The sequence below is a fragment of the Arthrobacter sp. 10N410 genome (assembly GCF_056394945.1).
The window spans coordinates 104,543-122,855 of sequence record NZ_JBFTIP010000004.1 but is presented as its reverse complement, the minus strand read 5'-3'; the positions used below and the strand labels follow the sequence as shown (position 1 = coordinate 122,855).

15 protein-coding genes are annotated in these 18,313 nt (G+C 66.3%); 11 read left to right on the top strand and 4 right to left on the bottom strand.

All coding sequences use genetic code 11. The annotated features are described in order from the left end of the window. Positions 1-70: 70 nt before the first annotated feature. Together AC1DB8_RS11575 and AC1DB8_RS11570 are read left to right on the top strand one after the other, a co-directional pair. Positions 71-2,299 (top strand): McrB family protein, encoded by a 2,229-nt coding sequence (locus AC1DB8_RS11575; RefSeq protein ID WP_476893104.1) that lies wholly within the window; start codon positions 71-73, stop codon positions 2,297-2,299. Next, a complete protein-coding gene (locus AC1DB8_RS11570) occupies positions 2,286-3,530 on the top strand; it encodes a 5-methylcytosine restriction system specificity protein McrC (protein ID WP_476893103.1) in 1,245 nt (414 codons plus the stop codon). The genes AC1DB8_RS11575 and AC1DB8_RS11570 overlap by 14 nt, the downstream gene beginning before the upstream one ends. Positions 3,531-3,542: 12 nt before the next feature. On the opposite strand, the gene AC1DB8_RS11565 is transcribed toward AC1DB8_RS11570, so the two are convergent. Next, positions 3,543-3,800: a hypothetical protein gene (locus tag AC1DB8_RS11565; RefSeq protein WP_441418324.1), complete on the bottom strand. Its 258-nt coding sequence runs from the start codon at positions 3,798-3,800 to the stop codon at positions 3,543-3,545. A gap of 119 nt (positions 3,801-3,919) precedes the next feature. Here AC1DB8_RS11565 and AC1DB8_RS11560 point away from each other — a divergent pair, with 119 nt between their 5' ends. Beyond that, a complete protein-coding gene (locus AC1DB8_RS11560) occupies positions 3,920-4,582 on the top strand; it encodes a TetR/AcrR family transcriptional regulator (RefSeq protein WP_441418325.1) in 663 nt (220 codons plus the stop codon). A gap of 7 nt (positions 4,583-4,589) precedes the next feature. Here AC1DB8_RS11560 and AC1DB8_RS11555 read toward each other — a convergent pair whose 3' ends face one another. Both AC1DB8_RS11555 and AC1DB8_RS11550 read right to left on the bottom strand, forming a co-directional pair. Continuing rightward, on the bottom strand, positions 4,590-5,012 hold the full coding sequence (locus AC1DB8_RS11555) for a very short patch repair endonuclease (protein WP_476893102.1): 423 nt from the start codon (positions 5,010-5,012) through the stop codon (positions 4,590-4,592). A 40-nt stretch (positions 5,013-5,052) separates the two neighbouring features. Continuing rightward, complete coding sequence (locus AC1DB8_RS11550; RefSeq protein ID WP_441418327.1) at positions 5,053-5,487, bottom strand: pyridoxamine 5'-phosphate oxidase family protein; 435 nt, start codon at positions 5,485-5,487, stop codon at positions 5,053-5,055. 254 nt (positions 5,488-5,741) lie between these two features. On the opposite strand from AC1DB8_RS11550, the gene AC1DB8_RS11545 reads away from it, so the two are divergent. The 4 genes from AC1DB8_RS11545 (at position 5,742) to AC1DB8_RS11530 (ending at position 9,430) form a co-directional block, all read left to right on the top strand. Beyond that, positions 5,742-6,383: a DUF4190 domain-containing protein gene (locus AC1DB8_RS11545; RefSeq protein ID WP_476893101.1), complete on the top strand. Its 642-nt coding sequence runs from the start codon at positions 5,742-5,744 to the stop codon at positions 6,381-6,383. A gap of 294 nt (positions 6,384-6,677) precedes the next feature. Further along, the gene (locus tag AC1DB8_RS11540) at positions 6,678-7,337 is read left to right on the top strand and encodes a DUF6318 family protein (RefSeq protein ID WP_476893100.1); all 660 of its coding nucleotides are present in this window, start codon (positions 6,678-6,680) and stop codon (positions 7,335-7,337) included. 143 nt (positions 7,338-7,480) lie between these two features. Further along, positions 7,481-8,269, top strand: a complete 789-nt coding sequence (locus AC1DB8_RS11535; protein WP_476893099.1) for a PKD domain-containing protein — start codon at positions 7,481-7,483, stop codon at positions 8,267-8,269. 90 nt (positions 8,270-8,359) lie between these two features. After that, positions 8,360-9,430, top strand: a complete 1,071-nt coding sequence (locus tag AC1DB8_RS11530) for an alkene reductase (RefSeq protein WP_476893098.1) — start codon at positions 8,360-8,362, stop codon at positions 9,428-9,430. Positions 9,431-9,718: 288 nt separating this feature from the next. Here AC1DB8_RS11530 and AC1DB8_RS11525 read toward each other — a convergent pair whose 3' ends face one another. Then, positions 9,719-13,393, bottom strand: coding sequence for a TM0106 family RecB-like putative nuclease (locus AC1DB8_RS11525; RefSeq protein ID WP_476893097.1), 3,675 nt, complete (start codon positions 13,391-13,393; stop codon positions 9,719-9,721). A 154-nt stretch (positions 13,394-13,547) separates the two neighbouring features. On the opposite strand from AC1DB8_RS11525, the gene AC1DB8_RS11520 reads away from it, so the two are divergent. The 4 genes from AC1DB8_RS11520 (at position 13,548) to AC1DB8_RS11505 (ending at position 18,312) form a co-directional block, all read left to right on the top strand. Then, positions 13,548-14,192: an SOUL family heme-binding protein gene (locus tag AC1DB8_RS11520; protein ID WP_476893096.1), complete on the top strand. Its 645-nt coding sequence runs from the start codon at positions 13,548-13,550 to the stop codon at positions 14,190-14,192. A gap of 23 nt (positions 14,193-14,215) precedes the next feature. After that, positions 14,216-16,615, top strand: coding sequence for a Tex family protein (locus AC1DB8_RS11515; RefSeq protein ID WP_476893095.1), 2,400 nt, complete (start codon positions 14,216-14,218; stop codon positions 16,613-16,615). 157 nt (positions 16,616-16,772) lie between these two features. Beyond that, positions 16,773-18,167, top strand: coding sequence for an OFA family MFS transporter (locus AC1DB8_RS11510; protein ID WP_441418335.1), 1,395 nt, complete (start codon positions 16,773-16,775; stop codon positions 18,165-18,167). A 1-nt stretch (position 18,168) separates the two neighbouring features. Then, complete coding sequence (locus AC1DB8_RS11505; RefSeq protein WP_441418336.1) at positions 18,169-18,312, top strand: MFS transporter small subunit; 144 nt, start codon at positions 18,169-18,171, stop codon at positions 18,310-18,312. The last annotated feature ends 1 nt before the right edge of the window (position 18,313 follow it).

Here is an 18,313-nt window from a genome sequence, read left to right as displayed (position 1 = left end):
AAGCTACTCGCCGGTAGTTCTGATCTGCGGCGTGATGCGGGCGTTCAGCTTAAGCCTGTAAATTGAAGGCATGACCCCCAACAAAAAGCCCGCCATGCACCGCGCCCTCGGCATCTCCAAAGAGATCGAAGACGCGGCGTGGTTTGTACTGGGCCCGGGGCTGCTCGGCAAGGCGTCGCCGCTGGACGGCCGGACTAGGACGTGGTCGGTTGCGGCGGCCTCGGAGTTGCTGGAGCGGCTGGAGCGGGGCATCCCGGACCCCAAGGCGCCGATGATGACCAACCTCCGCGAAAACCTTGAGGGCGCCACCCGCGGGGCGAAGCAGCTGGCCGTCGAGCTATTGTTCCTGCAGTCGCTGCCGCTGGCGCACGAGGTCAAGTCACTCAAGGTCAAGCGGGCCCGCGTCGCAGAGGCGGCGTCCTGGCTGGAGCCTCCGCTGGCGCTCCCGGACGAACTCTATGCGGGCATGACGGACCACGGGGTGATCCGGGACCGCACCGCGGAGTTCAACTGGACGATTTGGGACCACCTGAAGTGGCTCTGCCGCTTCGTTCGGCACGTCGCCCAGCGACCGGCCGGCGTCGTCCAAGCCGCGATCAAGGACCCGCTGGCCTTCCACGAACTCACGATTGGCACCCCGGAAGACCAGCCCGCGATCCGGCGCAGCATCGAATTCCTGGTCTGGCCCGGCTACTTCGAGCCCGTCGTTGCCGACGTCGAACGCCAGGAGATCCGGGATGCCTTCGCCTCCCTGGTTGGCGGTGCCAGGGGTGACTCCGACGAGGAAATCTCCGCGGACATCCACCGCATCAGGCTGCACCTCGACGAGCAGGCCGGGCAGCGGATCGACTGGTACTCGCGGCAGCTGGTCAGCCAGTGGCGGAAGGTGGCCGATCCCGGCCGCCGCGCGTGGCTGCTGCGCAGCCACCACGACAACGCCGAGCTGCTGGCCGCCTGGCAGGACGACGAAGCGGTGACCCTCGACGTCGAACACCTCCGTCTGTTGGACCCGGGCGTGACCGCCGGCCTGGTCCAACACGCCGTGGACGAGGACTACAAGCACCTCAGCTACGTGGAACGTGAGGACACCAAGACCGCCGTCTTCGCCTTCCTGACCGTGATGAAACCGGGCGACTTCACGCTGTACCAGAACTCGGGGACCGTCCGAGTCGGCGTGGTGCTGGGCGAACCCGAACACCATGATGACAACCGCCGGCTACGCCGGAAGGTCCGCTGGTTCGACGAGGTCCACTCGATGGCCGAATTGCCCCGCCACGTGCAGCGCCAGCTGGCCAGCTCGGGGCTCATCGTGGACGTCACCCGGGTGATCCAGGCGCTCGAGACCTTGCTCCCGGCCGAAGCCGAGGCAGAGACCGACGACGGCGCCGAGCCGGACGCCGTCGTCGAGCCATGCGAGGGCTTCCGGCCGCTGACGGCGGAATTCGCCGCGTCCCTGCACATGGACCTCGAACCGCTGCAGGAAATCGCCGAACTGCTGGAGGAAAACCGCCAGTTGGTGCTCTACGGCCCGCCCGGCACCGGCAAAACCTACCTGGCCAAGCACCTCGCCGCCGAACTGGCCGGGGACACCGGCGACGAGCGGGTCAAACTCGTCCAGTTCCACCCCTCCTACGCGTACGAGGACTTCTTCGAGGGCTACCGGCCGGACAAGACCGACGAGGGCCAGGTGTCCTTTAAGCTGGTGGCCGGACCGCTCCGCAGGCTGGCCGAGGAGGCCGCCAAACCCGGCAACGAGGGCAAGCCATACTTCCTGATCATCGATGAGATGAACCGGGCCAACCTGGCGAAGGTCTTCGGCGAGCTGTACTTCCTGCTGGAGTACCGCGACGACCGGATCTACCTGCAATACAGCCCCACGGAGCCGTTCTCGCTGCCGGACAACCTGTACATCATCGGCACCATGAACACCGCGGACCGCTCCATCGCGATGATGGACGCCGCCATCCGCCGGCGGTTCTCCTTCATCGAACTGCATCCCAAGACCGAACCGGTGAAGGGCTCGCTGCTGCGCTTCCTGCAGGCCCGGGGCCTGGACACGACGCCGGCGCTGCTGCTCGACGAGCTGAACAACGCCATCGACGAGTGGGACCGGGACCTGATGATCGGGCCGTCCTACTTCATGAAAAAAGCCGCCCAGACACCCACCGGGCTGCGCCGGATCTGGAAGTACGAGCTGATGCCGCTGCTGGAGGAGCACTACCACGGCCAGCTCAACCGGGCGCAGCTGGAGGAACGGTTCGGACTGGAGCAACTGTTGAGCCGCCTTGCGCGCGTCTAGCCTCGCCCCTTCCGGCACCGTCCGCCACATCGTCCTGGATGAGCTGTCCGGGGGAGTGGTGGAACGGGTCGATGCGGGCAGCGCCGCGTACATCAACGGCAGCGGACTGGCCAAGGCTTCTCCGCTGGGCATGGGCCTGTTCCGGATCGAACCTGTCGGCAAGGTGGGCTCCGTGCGCACCCCCTCAGTGCAGCTGGAAGTCCGGCCCAAGGAACGGCTGGGTCTCGGCCGGCTGCTGTTCCTGCTCGGCTACACGGAGAACCAGGGCTTTCGGGATGACGCCGTGGCCGCGGTCGAGGACACCGATCTCTGGAGCGCCCTCGCCGAGTCGCTGGCCCAGCTCGCCGACCGGGCCCTCAGCCGCGGGGTGCTGCAGGGCTACCTGAACGTCGACGAGTCCCTCCGCACCGTCAAGGGGCGGATCAGGATGTCCGACCAGATCTCCCGCCGCCCCGGCATGCTGGTGCCGCTCGAGGTCTCCTACGACGAGTTCACCGAGGACATCCCGGAAAACCGCATCCTGCGCGCGGCCCTAGAACGGATGTCGCAGGTGCCGGGGGTGCGGGCCGATGTGCTGAGCCGGCTGCGGCGGTTGAAGGGAAAGCTCGACGCCGTGACGCGCCTGCAGTCCGGCGCCCCGTTGCCGCGGTGGCGGGCCAGCCGGATGAACACCCGCTACCACGCGGCCCTGCGGCTCGCGGAGGTCATCCTGCGCAACGCCTCGGCCGAAGCCGGGGACGGAAAGCAGCACTCGGCGTCGTTCGTGGTGGACATGTCCAAAGTCTTCGAGGACTTTGTCGGCATCGCGCTGCGCGAGGCCATGGCCGCGTATCCGGGGGAGATGCGGCTGCGCTACAACTCGATGCTGAATGAGGCGGTGCGGGATTCCGACCGGATCATGGTGCAACCGGGTGCGGTGCATCTGCTGGGCGGCCGGCCCGTGATGGTGTACGACGCGAAGTACAAGGCGGCGTCCGACATCGGCGCCTCACTGTCCGCTGACCACTACCGGATGCTCGCGTATTGCACGTCGCTGCGGGTGCCGACGGCGTGGCTGGTTTACGCCGGCGCGGGGGAGATCAAGCTGCGGCGGATCCTCAACACGGATATCGATGTGGTGGAATTTCCGCTGGATCTGTCGCTGCCGCCGTCGGAAATCCTGGCGTCAGTGGCTGACCTGGCGCAGCAGTCGTGGGGCGAAGTGGTCCGTCAGGCGACGATCAGCCGCTGACGGGGTGCCCATCTAAGCGGTGTCATCCTGCAGGGTCGTGGAGACTGACAGCAGGTGGTTCAGGAGCGCTTTTTCCGGCTCCCCGGGATTGTTCGCGACGTGCCAGCGGAGCTGTTCCCGGACCAAGGCCTCGTCCGGCTTGGTCTCTTCAAGAATCGCCTCGATGATGGCGGAAACCTGACGGCGCAGGGGCTCCAGATCCTCATGTGTTTCGGGGCTCCGGGCGGCGTGCCGCGTGCGGGTCTCGGTAGACAACAACAAGTGTGGCATGGTGCTCTCCTGCGGAGTTTGTAGTATCCCCACGTACTGACCAATAGAGTCCTAGTCCCCGAGTTTTGATCTTAGCTCAGGGAGACCAGTCTGTCTCGCGTAGCGGTACTATATTTTTGATGTCTGTTTCAACCAATTCCCAGGCTCCCTCTCCACAGCCCCATGGCGCGGGCAGTGGTGGCGTTCCTGCGTCCGGCGGTGGGACCAACGCCGGTGGTGCTGAGATTACCGGGATCCGGGAGCGTATTTTGGATGTCGCGTACGAATTATTTTCGCGTCGCGGCGTGCGGGACGTGGGCATTAACGAACTCATCGGCCGCTCCGGAGTGGCGAAAGCCAGCTTCTACCGGCACTTCGGCTCCAAGGACGAGCTGGTGCTGGCTTTCCTGGAACGCCGCGACCGGCAGTGGACCGTAGCCACCATCATTTCCGAGGCCCGACGCCGGGGGCGCACCCCCGTGGAGCAGCTGCTGGCCATCTTCGATGTGTTTGCCGATTGGTTCGCGCGGGACGACTTCGAGGCCTGTTCCTTCGTGAACATCCTGCTGGAGATGGGCCCGTCGCATCCATTGGGCAGGGCGAGCATCGATTACCTCGACAAGATCCGGGGCCATGTGCAGCAGCTCGCCGAGGAGGCGGCCCTGGCGGATCCTGACGGCTTCGCCCGGTCCTGGTACATCCTGATGAAGGGCTCGATCGTCGCCGCGGCCGGAGGAGACCGCGCAGCCGCCGGCCGGTCGCGGGAGATGGCCGAGTGGCTGATTGCGCACCACCAGTCCTAGCGCAGACTTAGCGGCCGAGGAAACTGTCCAGTTGCTGCTCGAGGGCCGAGAGGTCTTTGAGCTCGCACTCCCAGACGGTGAGAACGTCCCAGCCCGAACGTTCGAGCAGGCGGCGCTGTTCGGCGTCGCGGGCCCGCGTGCGGGCGCGCTTGGTTTCCCAGAAATCCGCGTTGGATTTGGGTGCATGCTGGCCGACCCTGCAGTCATGGAAATGCCAGAAGCAGCCGTTGATGAAGATGACTTTATGGCGGCTGGCGAACACCAGGTCGGGGTTTCCGGGGAGCCTGCCGCCACGGGCGGTGCCGTGCAAGCGGTAGCGGTAGCCTTTCGCGTGCAGCATCCGGCGGACGAGCAGTTCGGGCTTGGTGTTCTTCCCCCTGATGCGGGACATGTTCCAGCTGCGCCGCTCCGGGGTCAGACTGTCCGCCATGGCTTAAGTCTAGGCGGCGGCTGTCTGCCGCGAATTTGGCCTAGATTTCCCGTTCGGGGTGTTCGCCGAACTGGAAGTGCCGGCCGCTGACCGACGTCGGAGCAATTTCGACGTAGAAGTCTTTCAGCGTCGGCACCCACGGTTTAAGGCCCAGCGCCTCGGCCACGGCGATGTCCGCCGACTGCTCCAGGACCCGTGCCGTGCCGCGAACGACCACCGACCATGCCTCTTCGGAGAGGATGCCGTCGGTTTCAAACAGCACCTTGGAATTGATGGTCAGTTCGGCCAGCTTGTTGCCGGGCGCCGTGCGCAGGTAAAGCTTCCGGTTGTCGACGGCGTAATTCACCGGGAAAATATCCGGTTCGCCGGCCACGGTGACGACGAGCCTGCCGTGTTTAGTTCCTTCGATGAGTTTCCAGGTCTCATCCTCGGACAGGTTCAAGATGGGGCTGCTGTCTGCGTGTTCGAACATCATGGGCTCATTGTTCTGTCCCGTGTAGAAAAACGCCAGAGGCAATCGGAATTGATTGCTTAGTCGGTCGTGAGGTTGCGGTCGCTATATTGTCCGACCCCCTCCCTATCGTTCATCTTGTTCGGATTGCATCGCATCCAGCGGTGGCCCATCAGGGTGTTTTTCCGTTGGACGAGATGCCCCTCCGCGCCATGGGGGCGCTTGGGCCCGGACACTTCGCACCGCCAGGCACCGCCTGGCCATGAGTATGGGGAATCATGAGTACTTTCAATTCACACGGCACCGCGCCCGCGGATGCGCCCACGTCCACCGTTCCGAGTATGGGCGGCGCTCCTGTTGCCCCGCGGGGCAACGGCTGGGGCATCACCGCACTGGTGCTCGGCATTGTTGCTGTCGTCTTTTCGTTCATCCCGGTGATGGGCGTCGTCGCCTTTGTCCTGGGTCCACTGGCCGTCCTGTTCGGGATCATCGGTGCTACCCGCAAGTTCGCCAAGAAGGGTGCCGCGATTGCGGGCATCGTTCTTGGCATTCTGAGCATTGTGATCGCGGCTATCTGGATGGCCGTGGTGTCCGCCGCTGTTTCCTCGGCCGATCAGGCGCTGAACTCGGAGCACAAGGTCCAGTACGTGGTGACCACGAACGGCAAAGCCTCGGTCAGTTACTGGACCAGCGGCGGGACGTCCAACGTTGATGTCAGCGCTGGCTGGAAGAAGGAGCAGACCGTGAAGAATTCGGATCTGCTCTCCTTGGTTGTCAGCGGGGATTTTTCGAATGCCGCGGCAAAGGTTGGCTGCGAAATTCTGTTTGACGGCAAGTCGATCTCGAAGAACTCCGGAACCGGCCAGGGCGCCATGGCAAGCTGCAGCGGCTCGGGCCTCGGGGCGGACAAACAGAAGTAGGAAGCTGAGCCGGGCCTGAAATCCGGCCGCACGGCGGGGGCGTTGCCGGAACTTCTGCAACGCCCTGTTTGCGTTGGCAATTGGGGGCGCGTTTGGGGTGTCTTTGTAGTGCGTTTGGGGGTGTCTTTGGGGGTGGGGAGTGAGGTATTTGGGGCGCCTGCTTCCCTAGGGGCGCGTGGTTCAGAAGTGAGGCGGGGCCTGTGGATAACCCTTACGGCGAGAGTGTGGTGTCAGTTACCCTTAGGCATTGTTTGGATTCATGCGTCTTGATTTCTATCGGGGGATTAGCTGAACATGACATCTCGCACTCCAACCTCCAGCCGCAGGCTCACCGCCGCGGCCGCCCTGCTCACCGGTATTGCCCTGATGGGAACGGCATGCACCGCCGGCCAGGCGCCGCCGAGTGCGGCACCGAGCGATGCGTCGACCAGCATGTCCACGTCCCGGACTCCCAGCGCCACCGCGACGCCCATCGCCACTGCCAGTTATAAGCCGGCCGACGCCAAGGGGAGGGCCCAGAACGTCCCGGTTCCGGTGCTGCCGGAGGCTGCGAAGGCGAAGACGAAGGAGGGGCTGGAAGCGTTCGCGAGGTATTGGTTCGAACAACTCAACTTCGCGTATGAGACCGGCAATACATCTGGACTGTCGTCCATCACATCGGAAAATTGCGAATTCTGTTCCAATATCAGGAAGGCTCTGCAAAAGAACTACCAGGGAGACCGCTGGCTGGTCGGTGGACGCATCAAAGCCCCGTCGATGAATACCAATTTCGGAGCCGAATCTGAGGGAACCTATCAAGTCGTCGTTCAAGTTCAGCAGGCGAAGATCACCTATCTCAACGCTGACGGCTCTGAGTTCCGCTCACCCACGCCACCCTCCGACACTGGAAATGTGATGCTGACAGCCTTCCGAAATGGATCGTGGCAAGTTACAGCGCTCCATCCGATCCGATGAGCTCCTGTCGTATTCTGCCCAAAATGTTATTGGTGCTAGCCCTTGTTGCACCGTTTGCTGGTGGCCTCCCGAGTCCCGCAGCCGCCGATGACGGGATAGACGCTGGCTTTGGGAACCAAGGCGTCAACGTAGGCGGCTGGCGAATGGACCCAGGAACGGGCAAATTCGTCCCCGTCGAACCAGGAGCTCCTTCTGCCGACCCCTTCCAGTACAAATACGAACTCCAATGCCATCTTGGCGGTGGCGACTTCGACGCTGAGTGCCTGGCGACCGTGATGGAGTGCAAGAACGGTCCCGGTGGTAAAGACGGGATTCCCGTCACTTGGTTCAAGGCTCCTGCAGGGGTCCCCAACCCAGTCTGGAGCTACCATTCCGGGCCGACGTGCCTGTTTGATGCGCGGCCCGAAGACTTGCTGCCCCGCATCGCCGCCATGATCCAAACCGAATTCCAGAAACTTCCGATCGCCGCGGGCCGAGTAACCGCGCAACCCAGTCCGCACACGCTTCGGGGCGCTGAGACGAACTTCTTTGCTGAGGCAGCAGAACAGCAGTTCGACATCAAGATTCTGGCCCAGGCCGTCCATGTCGACGCCAAGCCCGTCCAATACACCTGGAACTACGGTGACGGCAGTTCGCTGGGCCCACAGGGCTCGGCCGGCGGACCACTGCCGCAGGACCGGTGGGGCGAAAAGACGACCACCAGCCACATCTACACCCAGACCGGGGACTTCTCCGTGACGCTAACCACGTATTTTCAAGGGACCTACTCCGTCAACGGCGGCCCGCCGCTGCCGATCCCGGGCCAAGGACAGTTCAGCTCCCCGCCACAGACCGTCAGCGTCTGGCGGTCCATCACCCGCAACTATGCCGACGATTGTCTCCAAAATCCGGAAGGCCAGGGTTGCCCCGGCTCACCACCGACCTCGCGGTAATTCAGGCGTGATCTGAGTCTCAACCGGAATAGTTGCAGACGCTATGAAGTTTCCGCCAGTGGACCCAATCCACTCCGAAAGGAACTGCGCATGCTGTTTTCCCCCTTGACCCTCGGCCAGCTTGAACTACCGAACCGGCTCGTGATGGCGCCGCTCACCCGCGTCCGTTCGGGCAAGGAAGGCGTTCCCGGGCCGCTGGTGGTGGAGCACTACCGGCAGCGAGCCTCGTTGGGGCTGATCGTCAGCGAAGGTACCTACCCCAGCCCGGCCGGACGGGGATTCCCGGGACAGCCCGGCTTGGTCACCGAGGAGCAGCTCAAGGGCTGGGCCGACGTCACCGCCGCCGTGCACGCCGAGGGCGGCAGGATCTTCGCCCAGGTAATGCACGCGGGCCGCGTCACGCACGAGGACACCACTGGCGGCCATGAGGTCGTCGCCCCGAGCGCGATCGCCATTGACGGCGAGACCCGTACCTACGAGGGCAAGCAGGCTTTCCCGGTGCCGCGCGCGCTGGCTACTGATGAACTGTCCGGCATCCGTGAAGAGTTCGTTCAGGCGTCCCGCAATGCGATCGACGCAGGGTTCGACGGCGTCGAGCTTCACTCCGCGAATGGCTACCTGCTGCACGAATTCCTGACGCCGGCGGCGAACCAGCGCGAGGACAACTACGGCGGCTCACCCGAAAATCGTGCCCGCTTCGTCATCGAAGTCGTCCAGGCTGTTGTGGACGCCGTCGGCGCGGACCGCGTAGGTATCCGCATCTCGCCGGAGCACAACGTCCAGGGCGCCCTGGAACTGGACGCCGCCGACGTCCGCGCAACCTACGGCTACCTCGTGGACGCCCTGGCCCCGCTGAAGCTGGCCTACCTCAGCGTCCTTCACAAGGAGCCGACGAGCGAACTGGTCCAGGAACTGCGCACGCGCTTCAATGGAACCTTCCTGCTGAACACCGGCTTTGGCGTCATCACGACTGCCGAAGTAGCCAAGTCCCTGGTCTCGGACGGCCACGCTGATGCTGTGGTCGTTGGACGACCGGCCATCGCCAACCCCGACCTGGTGCGCCGCTGGCGCGAGGGGCTCCCGGTCAACGAGCCCAACCAGGCCACCTTCTACTCCGACGGCGCCGAGGGTTACACCGATTACCCGGCTTACCAAAACTAGGAGCGGGGCGCCGGCGTAATCATTCACCGGACATGCCCAGTGCACGCCTCGAACGGTGGACAGAATCCGATTCTGTCCACTGTTGGCGTTTAAGGATGGGCATGTCCCCCGGAGCAGCTCGAAGGCGAGGGGCATGTACCGTGGCGCACCCAGAGGACGGGCATGTCCAATGGTGGGTGTGAAGGATGGGCATGTCCCCCGGAGCAGCTCGAAGGCGAGGGGCATGTACCGTGGCGCACCCAGAGGACGGGCATGTCCAATGGTGGGTGTGAAGGATCGGCATGTCCCCTAGGGGGCGGGGGACACGGACCGCTGGCAGAGGCCGATGAAGCCGCCCAGCTGCTCCAGGCCTTCCGGATGGGTGGGCAGGTAGTTTGTCAGCTCCGGAGCACGCACGACGACGGCGCGCCACTGCCCGCGTGACACAGCCACGTTGATCCGGTTCCGGGAGAGCAGGAACTCCATGCCCCGGGGCGCCTCGGCCACCGCCGAACACGCCATGGACACGATCACCACCGCGGCTTCCTGGCCCTGGAACTTGTCCACGGTTCCGACCCGTACGCCTGACAGTCCGGCCCGGTCCAGGGCTTCGCGAACAAGGTTCACCTGGGCGTTGTAGGCAGCCACCACAAGGATGTCCGAGGCCTCAAGAGGGCGCGACCCCTCCGGAGTGTGCCACGCCAGACCCAGATGGCGCCGCACCTGCCGGACGACTTCGGCGGCTTCCTCCGGGGACGACGTCGTGTTGCCGCTGTGCGGCACCATCACCGTTTCGATCCCGGCGGGAACTCCATCCAGTCGCCGGAGGTCAGCGGACGGCGCAGACCGCAGCCGGCCCTCGTAGGACAGCTCGGAGACCGCCAGACACAGCTCGGAGTTCATCCGCCACGAGTCGGCCAGGAAGTAGCCAAGCTCCGGCGGCAAGGTGGCGTGCCCCGCGGAGATCCAGCCCAGCGCCGACTCGTCGACCGGCTCGGGATGCTTGCCTTGGCTGACCTGCGGGAGCTGCTGCGGGTCGCCCAGCAGGAGCAGCCGGCTGCTGGACTGGGCGACCGCGAGCGTGTTGGCCAGCGAGAACTGGCCGGCTTCGTCGATCACCAGCAAATCGAGTGAGCCGGCCGGGACGGTGGCGCCGGTCATGGTCCACGCCGTGCCGCCGACCAGGGCACCGCCGGGCGCGCTCAGCAGCGCCGCAACGTCCTTGGCGGTACGCGCCTGCCACGGCAAGGGATTGTCGTGCTTCACGTCCTTCGCGACCAGGGCGGGGCTGACCCCCGCTTTGGTGATGGCGGTCGTCAGCAGGTTCTCCACCACGGCGTGGGACTGGCCGACGACGCCGACCTTCCAGCCTCGGGCGACGAGCCGGGCGATGACGTGGGAACCCACATGGGTCTTGCCGGTTCCCGGGGGACCCTGCACCGCCAGGTAGGAGTGGTCGAGTCCCAAGACCGCCGTGGTGATCGCATCGATGAAGCGGTCCGGACCGTCGCCCGGCTGCGGCAATGACGCGCCGCCGGACAGCCGTGGCGGCAGATGCCGGACGAGGTCAAGGGCAGGGTGCCGGGGGATGGAACCGGACTGCAAGCCATCGGCTACCAGGTCGGCGAGTGACTCCAACGCCTGCTCCAGGCTTTTGGTGGCCAGCGGCTGGTCCTCGGTCAGCGCGATGGGCACCTCGCTGTGGGGCGATACGTTTCGGTGCAGCCGGTCCCGAATTACGACGGTGTCCTTGCCGTCCTCGTGCCCAAGTTCCAGAACCTCCGTGCCGAACCAGCCGCTTCGACCGGCACCGTTCTTGCCCGTGCCCTCCAGCCCTGCGGGAAGCGGCAGCCCGTACATCCGGAACCATTTGCTGCCTTCGCGCAAATCCGAGCCGGGGCTCACAGTGCCGGTCAGCCGGACCCGCCGCTCCGGAAGCTTCCGGCCTTCTTGCTGCCAGTCGTCGAGGATCACGGCGGAATCGACAAGGAAGACGTTCCGGTCCCGCTCGTGCGTGTCCGGGCCTTGCTCGCACCGGTCGAAATGCGCCCACCAGAAGGACTTGCGCTCCCGGCGGTGATAGCTCACAGCCGCAGCCAGCATGGCGACGGCCTTGCGATCCTCCTCGGACAGGCCGCTCCCGGGCTCGGCAAGGGCCAGCAACGCCAGCTCGGCCGGGCCAAGCGCGGCAGCAGCGGCCGGGGAGTCGACGTCGTCCCCGGCGCCCGCCGGTACGGAACCGGCGCCGCCCGACCCGGACCCGGTGTCCCCGCCCGGCCCGGAGCCGGTGCCGCCTGGCTCAATCCCGCCCGGCTCGATCCCACGTTCCTTGGCCCGCTGGAGCAGCCAATTCCGCAGCTCCAGCGTCGAGAGGCAGTCGTATTCGTTGTAGTCGGAGATGCCGGCGAGGATCCTCGCGGCGTCCTCGGCCCTGGCCTCATCCACCTTGCCAGCCTCGCGCGCCTCGCAGTAGTGGGCGTAGGCGACAACGGAGGCGCCGGCGTCCTTCACGTCGCCCGTCCGGAGGTTCGTGCCCATGTAGAGCGGCTCGAGCTTCTTGATGCTGTACGAGTTTTCCGAGATGCGGATGCTGTTCCGGACCGTCTGGTAGAGGTCCACCAGCAGGCCTTCGCGGAGCCACTCATCCACAATGTCTTCGCCGGCCACATGCAGCACGGAGAGCTTGCGGAGTGCCGTCTTCTCATAAGGGGCGTAGTGGTAGACGTGCATATCGGGGTAGTCCCGTCGACGCTGTTCCACGTAGTCCAGGAAGTCGAGGAACGCCTGCTTCTCCGCCGCCCGGCTGTGCGCCCAGAACGGCCGGAACACGCCCGGAACGCTCGGCCCGGTGGGCGCCTCGACGACGCCGAAAAGGTACTCGAGTCCCCACACCCCGGTGGCGCTGTCCTGCCATAGTGGATCGCCCTCGAAGTCGAAGAAGATGTCGCCCGGACTGGGCGGTGGAAGCTCAGCCAGGGCGTTTTGCGGGAGCACGGCGTAGCGCAGCGTGTGTTCCTCGCCGTCCTTGCGGTACTGCACTTCCCCGTCGGCCGGTCCAACGCCGCTCTGCATCCGGGCCTGTTCCTGCAGCCGCAGGAGCGTGGGCGTCGGCTTGGCGAGCGGGGTTTGGGCCAGCTCCGTGACGGTGTGAATGCCCAGCTCGTGGAGGTTCTTGCGCTGCACCGAGTTCATCCGGGCCACCAGGAGCAGATCGTCGGTGGCCTTGACCTGTTCCTGGCAGTAGTCGCACCGGCCGCAGGCGGCGACGTCCTCCGCGCCCCAGCGGACGGCGTCTGGCAGTGCGATGTGCGCGGCCGTCAGGGCGAGGAAACGTTCGCGGCGTTCCCGGAAGACCGGCAGGATCTCGGCGAGTTTGTGGTGGCTCCGGACGTAGTCGTAGCCGCCGTCGGCCAGTTGCACCGTGGCGCCGAGGACAAGGGTGACCGCGGGATCCACGGGGATGCCCTCCTTGAGCAGCTGGTCGCCGTAGGCGGCGAGCTGCAGCAGGGCGGTCACTTTGGCGTGGCGGGCCAGTTTCGTGTCGAACACGGCGTAGCCGCCGTCGGCCTGCCGGACCAGGAAGTCGGAGCGGCCGTGGAACTGGCCGTCAAAGAACGCGGCCTGGAAGACGACGTCGGCGCCCGCCCGCAGCGCCTCGATGGACTCGTGGTGCTTGGCCGCCAAGGTGGCGCGGTCCATGGCAGTGGCGGGAACGACGTCGTACACGCCGCGCCCGTGGGTGGGGTCCCAGGTGCCGAACTCGTCCATGAACCCGTCCAGGACCTTGCGCTCGTGAATGTCGCCCAGCAAGGCCGCGTGCTTGAGCATTTCATCGGTGCCGAAGTCAGCCTTGGGGGCACGGCCCAGCTTTTCGTCGAGCTTCCGGAGCAGCTGGTACTCGCAGCCGACGGCCACCACAAGGTCGCTCGCGGAGTAGACCAGATCCGGTGCCGCGCCCGGTACTTCCGGTTCAAGAAAAAACACTGCGCCCCGCTTTGCTTGGCTCTGGCCGACTGACTCTTTTTGACCGACCGGCCGGCTCCCGACGCCGTCGATCTCTCTTCTGCCAAGCTACCAAAGCCCTCTGACACTTAAACACTGGCCGTCGTCGTGGGAGCGGCGTAAGGTCAGCAAGACCATGACCGAACAACAACCCTTCGAGCTGGTCCGCAGCTATCCCCACTTCGAGTTGCGCCGCTATCCCGCGCACGTCGTCGCCGAGATCCGGGTCAACGCGAGCTTTGACCGCGCCGGAAATGCGGCCTTCCGCCACCTGTTCAACTACATCAGTGGCAGCAACAGCGCGTCGCAGAAGCTGGCGATGACCGCCCCGGTGATCCAGGGGACCGGTGGCCCGGGAACACGAGGCCAGGGGAGCTCGGGCAACGGCCCCTCGCAGAAACTGGCGATGACCACTCCGGTGCTCCAAAGCGGCCCGTTGCCCGGGAAGGATGCGCCGGCCGACTTCGTGGTCGCCTTTGTCCTCCCCGCGGGCATGAGCGCAGAAACCGCTCCGGTCCCGACCGACCCCGAGGTCAGGATCCGGGCCGTTCCCGGCTCGTTGGCCGCGGCGCTGCGCTTCTCCGGCAGCGGCTCGGAAACCGCGTTCGCGCGGCGCAACGACGGGCTGCAGTCGGCGCTGACCCTGGCCGGGCTGACGCCGGTGGGGCCGCCGAGGTTCGCCCGCTTCGACCCGCCGTTCAAGCCGTGGTTCCTGCGCCACAACGAGGTCGTGCAGGACGTGCAGGAGACCCCTGACGCTGCGGGAACGCCCGGCTCCTGACCCGCGTAAGGCAAAATGGCTGGGTGAGCCAACTCCCGCAGCACCCCGCCGTGACCACCCCGATTGAAACCCAGATTGCCGCCGAGCTCGGCGTGAAACCCTGGCAGGTGAAAGCGGCCGTGGAGCTGCTCGACGCCGGGTCCACGGTGCCGTTCATCGCCCGGTACCGCAAGGAAGCCACCGGCACCCTGGATGACACCCAACTCCGCGGGCTTGAAGAGCGGCTGCGCTACCTGCGCGAGCTGGAGGACCGGCGTCGGACCATTCTGGAAGCAATCGCCGCCCAAGGGGCGCTCACCCCGGAGTTGCAGGCCGCCGTCGTCGCCGCCGACACCAAGTCGCGGCTGGAGGACATCTACCTTCCCTTCAAGTCGAAGCGGCGCACCAAGGCCCAGATCGCCCGCGAGGCCGGCCTGGAACCGCTCGCGGACTCGTTGCTGAAGCGGCCGGAGCTGGACCCGGAACGCGAAGCCGCCCGGTACCTGAACGAAGAACATGCCATCGGTGACGCCACCGCTGCGCTGGCCGGAGCCCGGTCCATCCTTGTCGAGCGCGTCGCGCAGGACGCTGACCTGGCCGCCACCCTGCGGGAGCGGCTCTGGACCCAGGGCCGGATGGTGTCGCGGGTCAAGAAGGGCAAGGAAACCGAGGGGCAGAAGTTCAAGGACTACTTCGAGTTCTCCCAGGCTCCCTCCGGGATGCCCTCGCACCGGGTCCTCGCGCTGCTGCGCGGTGAAAAGGACGGCGTGCTGGAACTGGATCTCAGCGAGGCGGAACCGGACGACGACGCCGCCCTGGCCGCCGCCCGTGGCCGGTACGAAGCCGCTGTGGCCAGGTTCCTTGGGGTCGCCGACCGAGGCCGGCCCGCCGATGCCTGGCTGCTGCAGACGGCGCAGCAGGCGTGGCGCTCGCGGGTGCTCAGCCGCCTGAGCGGCGACCTGCGCAGCCGGATGTTCGCCGCGGCCGAGGACGAGGCCGTCCGCGTGTTTGCCGCCAACCTCCGGGACGTGCTGCTCGCCGCGCCCGCCGGCAACCGCGCCACCCTGGGACTGGACCCGGGGCTGCGCACCGGCGTGAAAGTCGCCGTGGTGGACGGGACCGGCAAGGTGGTTGCGACGGAGACTGTCTACCCGCACGCCCCGGCACGGAAGTGGGATGAGGCGCTGCGCACGCTCCTGGGGCTGGCCCGGAAACACGGTGTTGAACTCGTGGCGATCGGCAACGGCACCGCCTCGCGGGAGACGGACAAGCTCGCGGCGGAGCTGATCAAGCAGCTCGGTGCGGAAGCCGGCAGCGCGCCGCAGAAACTCGTCGTGTCCGAGGCCGGGGCGTCTGTGTACTCGGCGTCGGCGCTCGCCGCGGCCGAACTGCCCGGCATGGACGTGTCGCTGCGCGGCGCGGTGTCGATCGCCCGGCGGCTGCAGGATCCGCTCGCGGAACTGGTCAAGATCGAGCCGAAGTCGATCGGCGTCGGGCAGTACCAGCACGACGTCACGGCGGCGAAGCTGGACCGCAGCCTCGACGCCGTCGTCGAGGACTGCGTCAACGCCGTCGGGGTGGACGTCAACACCGCCTCACCCGCGTTGCTGAGCCGGGTGGCCGGCGTCGGACCGCTGCTGAGCGAGAACATCGTGGCGTACCGGAACGAGCACGGTCCGTTCAACAAGCGCAGCGAGCTGAAGAAGGTGCCCCGGCTGGGCGCGAAGGCTTTTGAACAGTGCGCCGGCTTCCTGCGGATCAGCGGGGGAGCGGAGCCGCTGGACGCCTCCAGCGTGCATCCGGAGGCGTACCCGCTGGCCCGGAAGATCAAGGCCGCGGCCGGCGCCGGTCAGGGCGGCGGCCTGGCTGCGCTCAACCCTCAGGACTTCGTGGACGGCTCGTTCGGGCTGCCGACAGTGCGGGACATCATGGCCGAGCTGGAAAAACCAGGCCGGGACCCGCGGCCCGCGTTCGCGGCGGCGACGTTCCGGGAAGGGATCGAGAAGATCTCCGACCTCAAGCCCGGCATGGTGCTGGAAGGCACAGTCACCAATGTGGCCGCGTTCGGCGCGTTCGTGGACGTCGGAGTGCACCAGGACGGGCTGGTCCACGTCTCCGCGCTGGCCAACCGGTTCGTCGCCGACCCGCGCGAGGTGGTCAAGTCCGGCCAAGTGGTACGGGTCAAGGTGCTGGAGACCGACCCGGACCGGAAACGCATCTCACTGACGCTCCGGCTCGACGACGAACCCGCGGCAGGTTCGCAGGACCGGGGCCGTCGGGGCCAGGCGAGGCCACCGCAGCCCAGGTCCGCCGCCACGCCGACCCCGGCTAGGCAGGGCTCACCCACGCCTGGCCCCAAAGCGGCCCCGGCGGCGGCCCCGGCGTCGGCGCCCGCCAACACCGCGATGGCCGAGGCGCTCCGGAAAGCGGGCCTCGGAAAGTAACCTGACCGCTCATCGCGGAATCCCTACCGCTCGGCGCACAACTGATACGTTTGCTGATGAATTGCACCATGATTGCCGGAGGCAACTGCCCGCATTTGGGCCTTTCGCCTCTAGAGCGCCGAGACATCGGCGTCTTTCGACACGCAAGGGAGCAACTATGGGCTGGCTGGACCGCGAACGAACTATTGCCCCGCCGGGGTTCAACCGGTGGCTTGTGCCGCCCGCGGCGCTCGCCGTCCACCTGTGCATCGGCCAGGCGTACGCGACGAGCGTTTACAAGACGGCGCTGGTCAAGCACTTCGGCGCCAGCCTGACCGAGATCGGCGTGATCTTCTCCATCGCGATCGTGATGCTCGGCCTGTCCGCCGCGATCATGGGCACCTGGGTGGACAAGAACGGCCCCCGCAAGGCGATGTTCACCTCCGCCTTGTTCTGGGCCAGCGGCTTCGTGATCGGCTCGCTCGGCATCTTCACGCACCAGCTCTGGCTCGTCTACCTCGGCTACGGCGTGGTCGGCGGCATCGGCCTGGGTATCGGCTACATTTCGCCGGTGTCCACCCTGATCAAGTGGTTCCCGGACCGCCCGGGCCTCGCCACCGGCATGGCCATCATGGGCTTCGGCGGCGGCGCGCTGATCGCGAGCCCCGTCTCCACCGCGCTGCTGAAGATGTACGACCCCAACTCCGGCGCCAAGGGCTGGATTGCCAGCGGTGACTCGGTCGGCAAGCTCTTCCTGACCCTCGCCGTCGTCTACCTCGCCTACATGCTCTTCGGCGCTTTCACCATCAAGGTGCCAGCCGACGGCTGGAAGCCCGTCGGCTTCGATCCGGCCAAGGTCAAGGCGTCAAAGCTGGTCACCACGGACAACGTCTCGGCGAAGAACGCGGTCAAGACCCGGCAGTTCTGGCTCGTCTGGATCGCACTGTTCTGCAACGTCACCGCCGGGATCGGCATCCTGGAGCAGGCTGCCCCGATGATCCAGGACTTCTTCCGGAAGTCCGACGGCGTCTCCCTGGTCAGTGCGGGCGTCGCCGCCGGCTTCGTGGGATTGCTCTCCATCGGCAACATGGCCGGGCGCTTTGCCTGGTCCGCGACCTCGGATGTGACCGGCCGGAAGCGCATCTACATGGTGTACCTCGGCGTCGGCGCGCTGCTCTACACGGTGCTGGCCCTCGCCGGTTCCTCGACCACGGTCCTCTACGTGGCGCTCGCCTTTGTCATCATCTCCTTCTACGGCGGAGGCTTCTCGACGGCTCCGGCCTATCTGCGGGATCTCTTCGGCACATTCCAGGTCGGCGCCATCCACGGCCGGCTGCTGACCGCGTGGTCGGCTGCCGGCGTCGCCGGACCGCTGATCGTCAACGCTTTCCTGGACGCCCAGGGCAAGCCCGGCCAGCTGAATGCCGCGTCCTACCAGCCCGCGCTGCTGACCATGGTGGCGCTGCTGGTGATCGGCTTTGTGGCCAACCTGCTGGTCAAGCCGGTCGACGCACGATTCCACGAACCCCGCCCGGACCGCGACCGGTCTGCCGAACCCGCCATGGAGGCCTGAGATGAGCACAGCACATACCCCCGGTACACAGACGGCGGTCACAGCGTCCACCGGCAAAATCGCGGTGGCATGGGCCCTCGTCGGCGTGCCACTGGCCTACGGGGTCTACGAGACCCTGACCCGCGTGGCGGCGCTGTTCGGCTGAT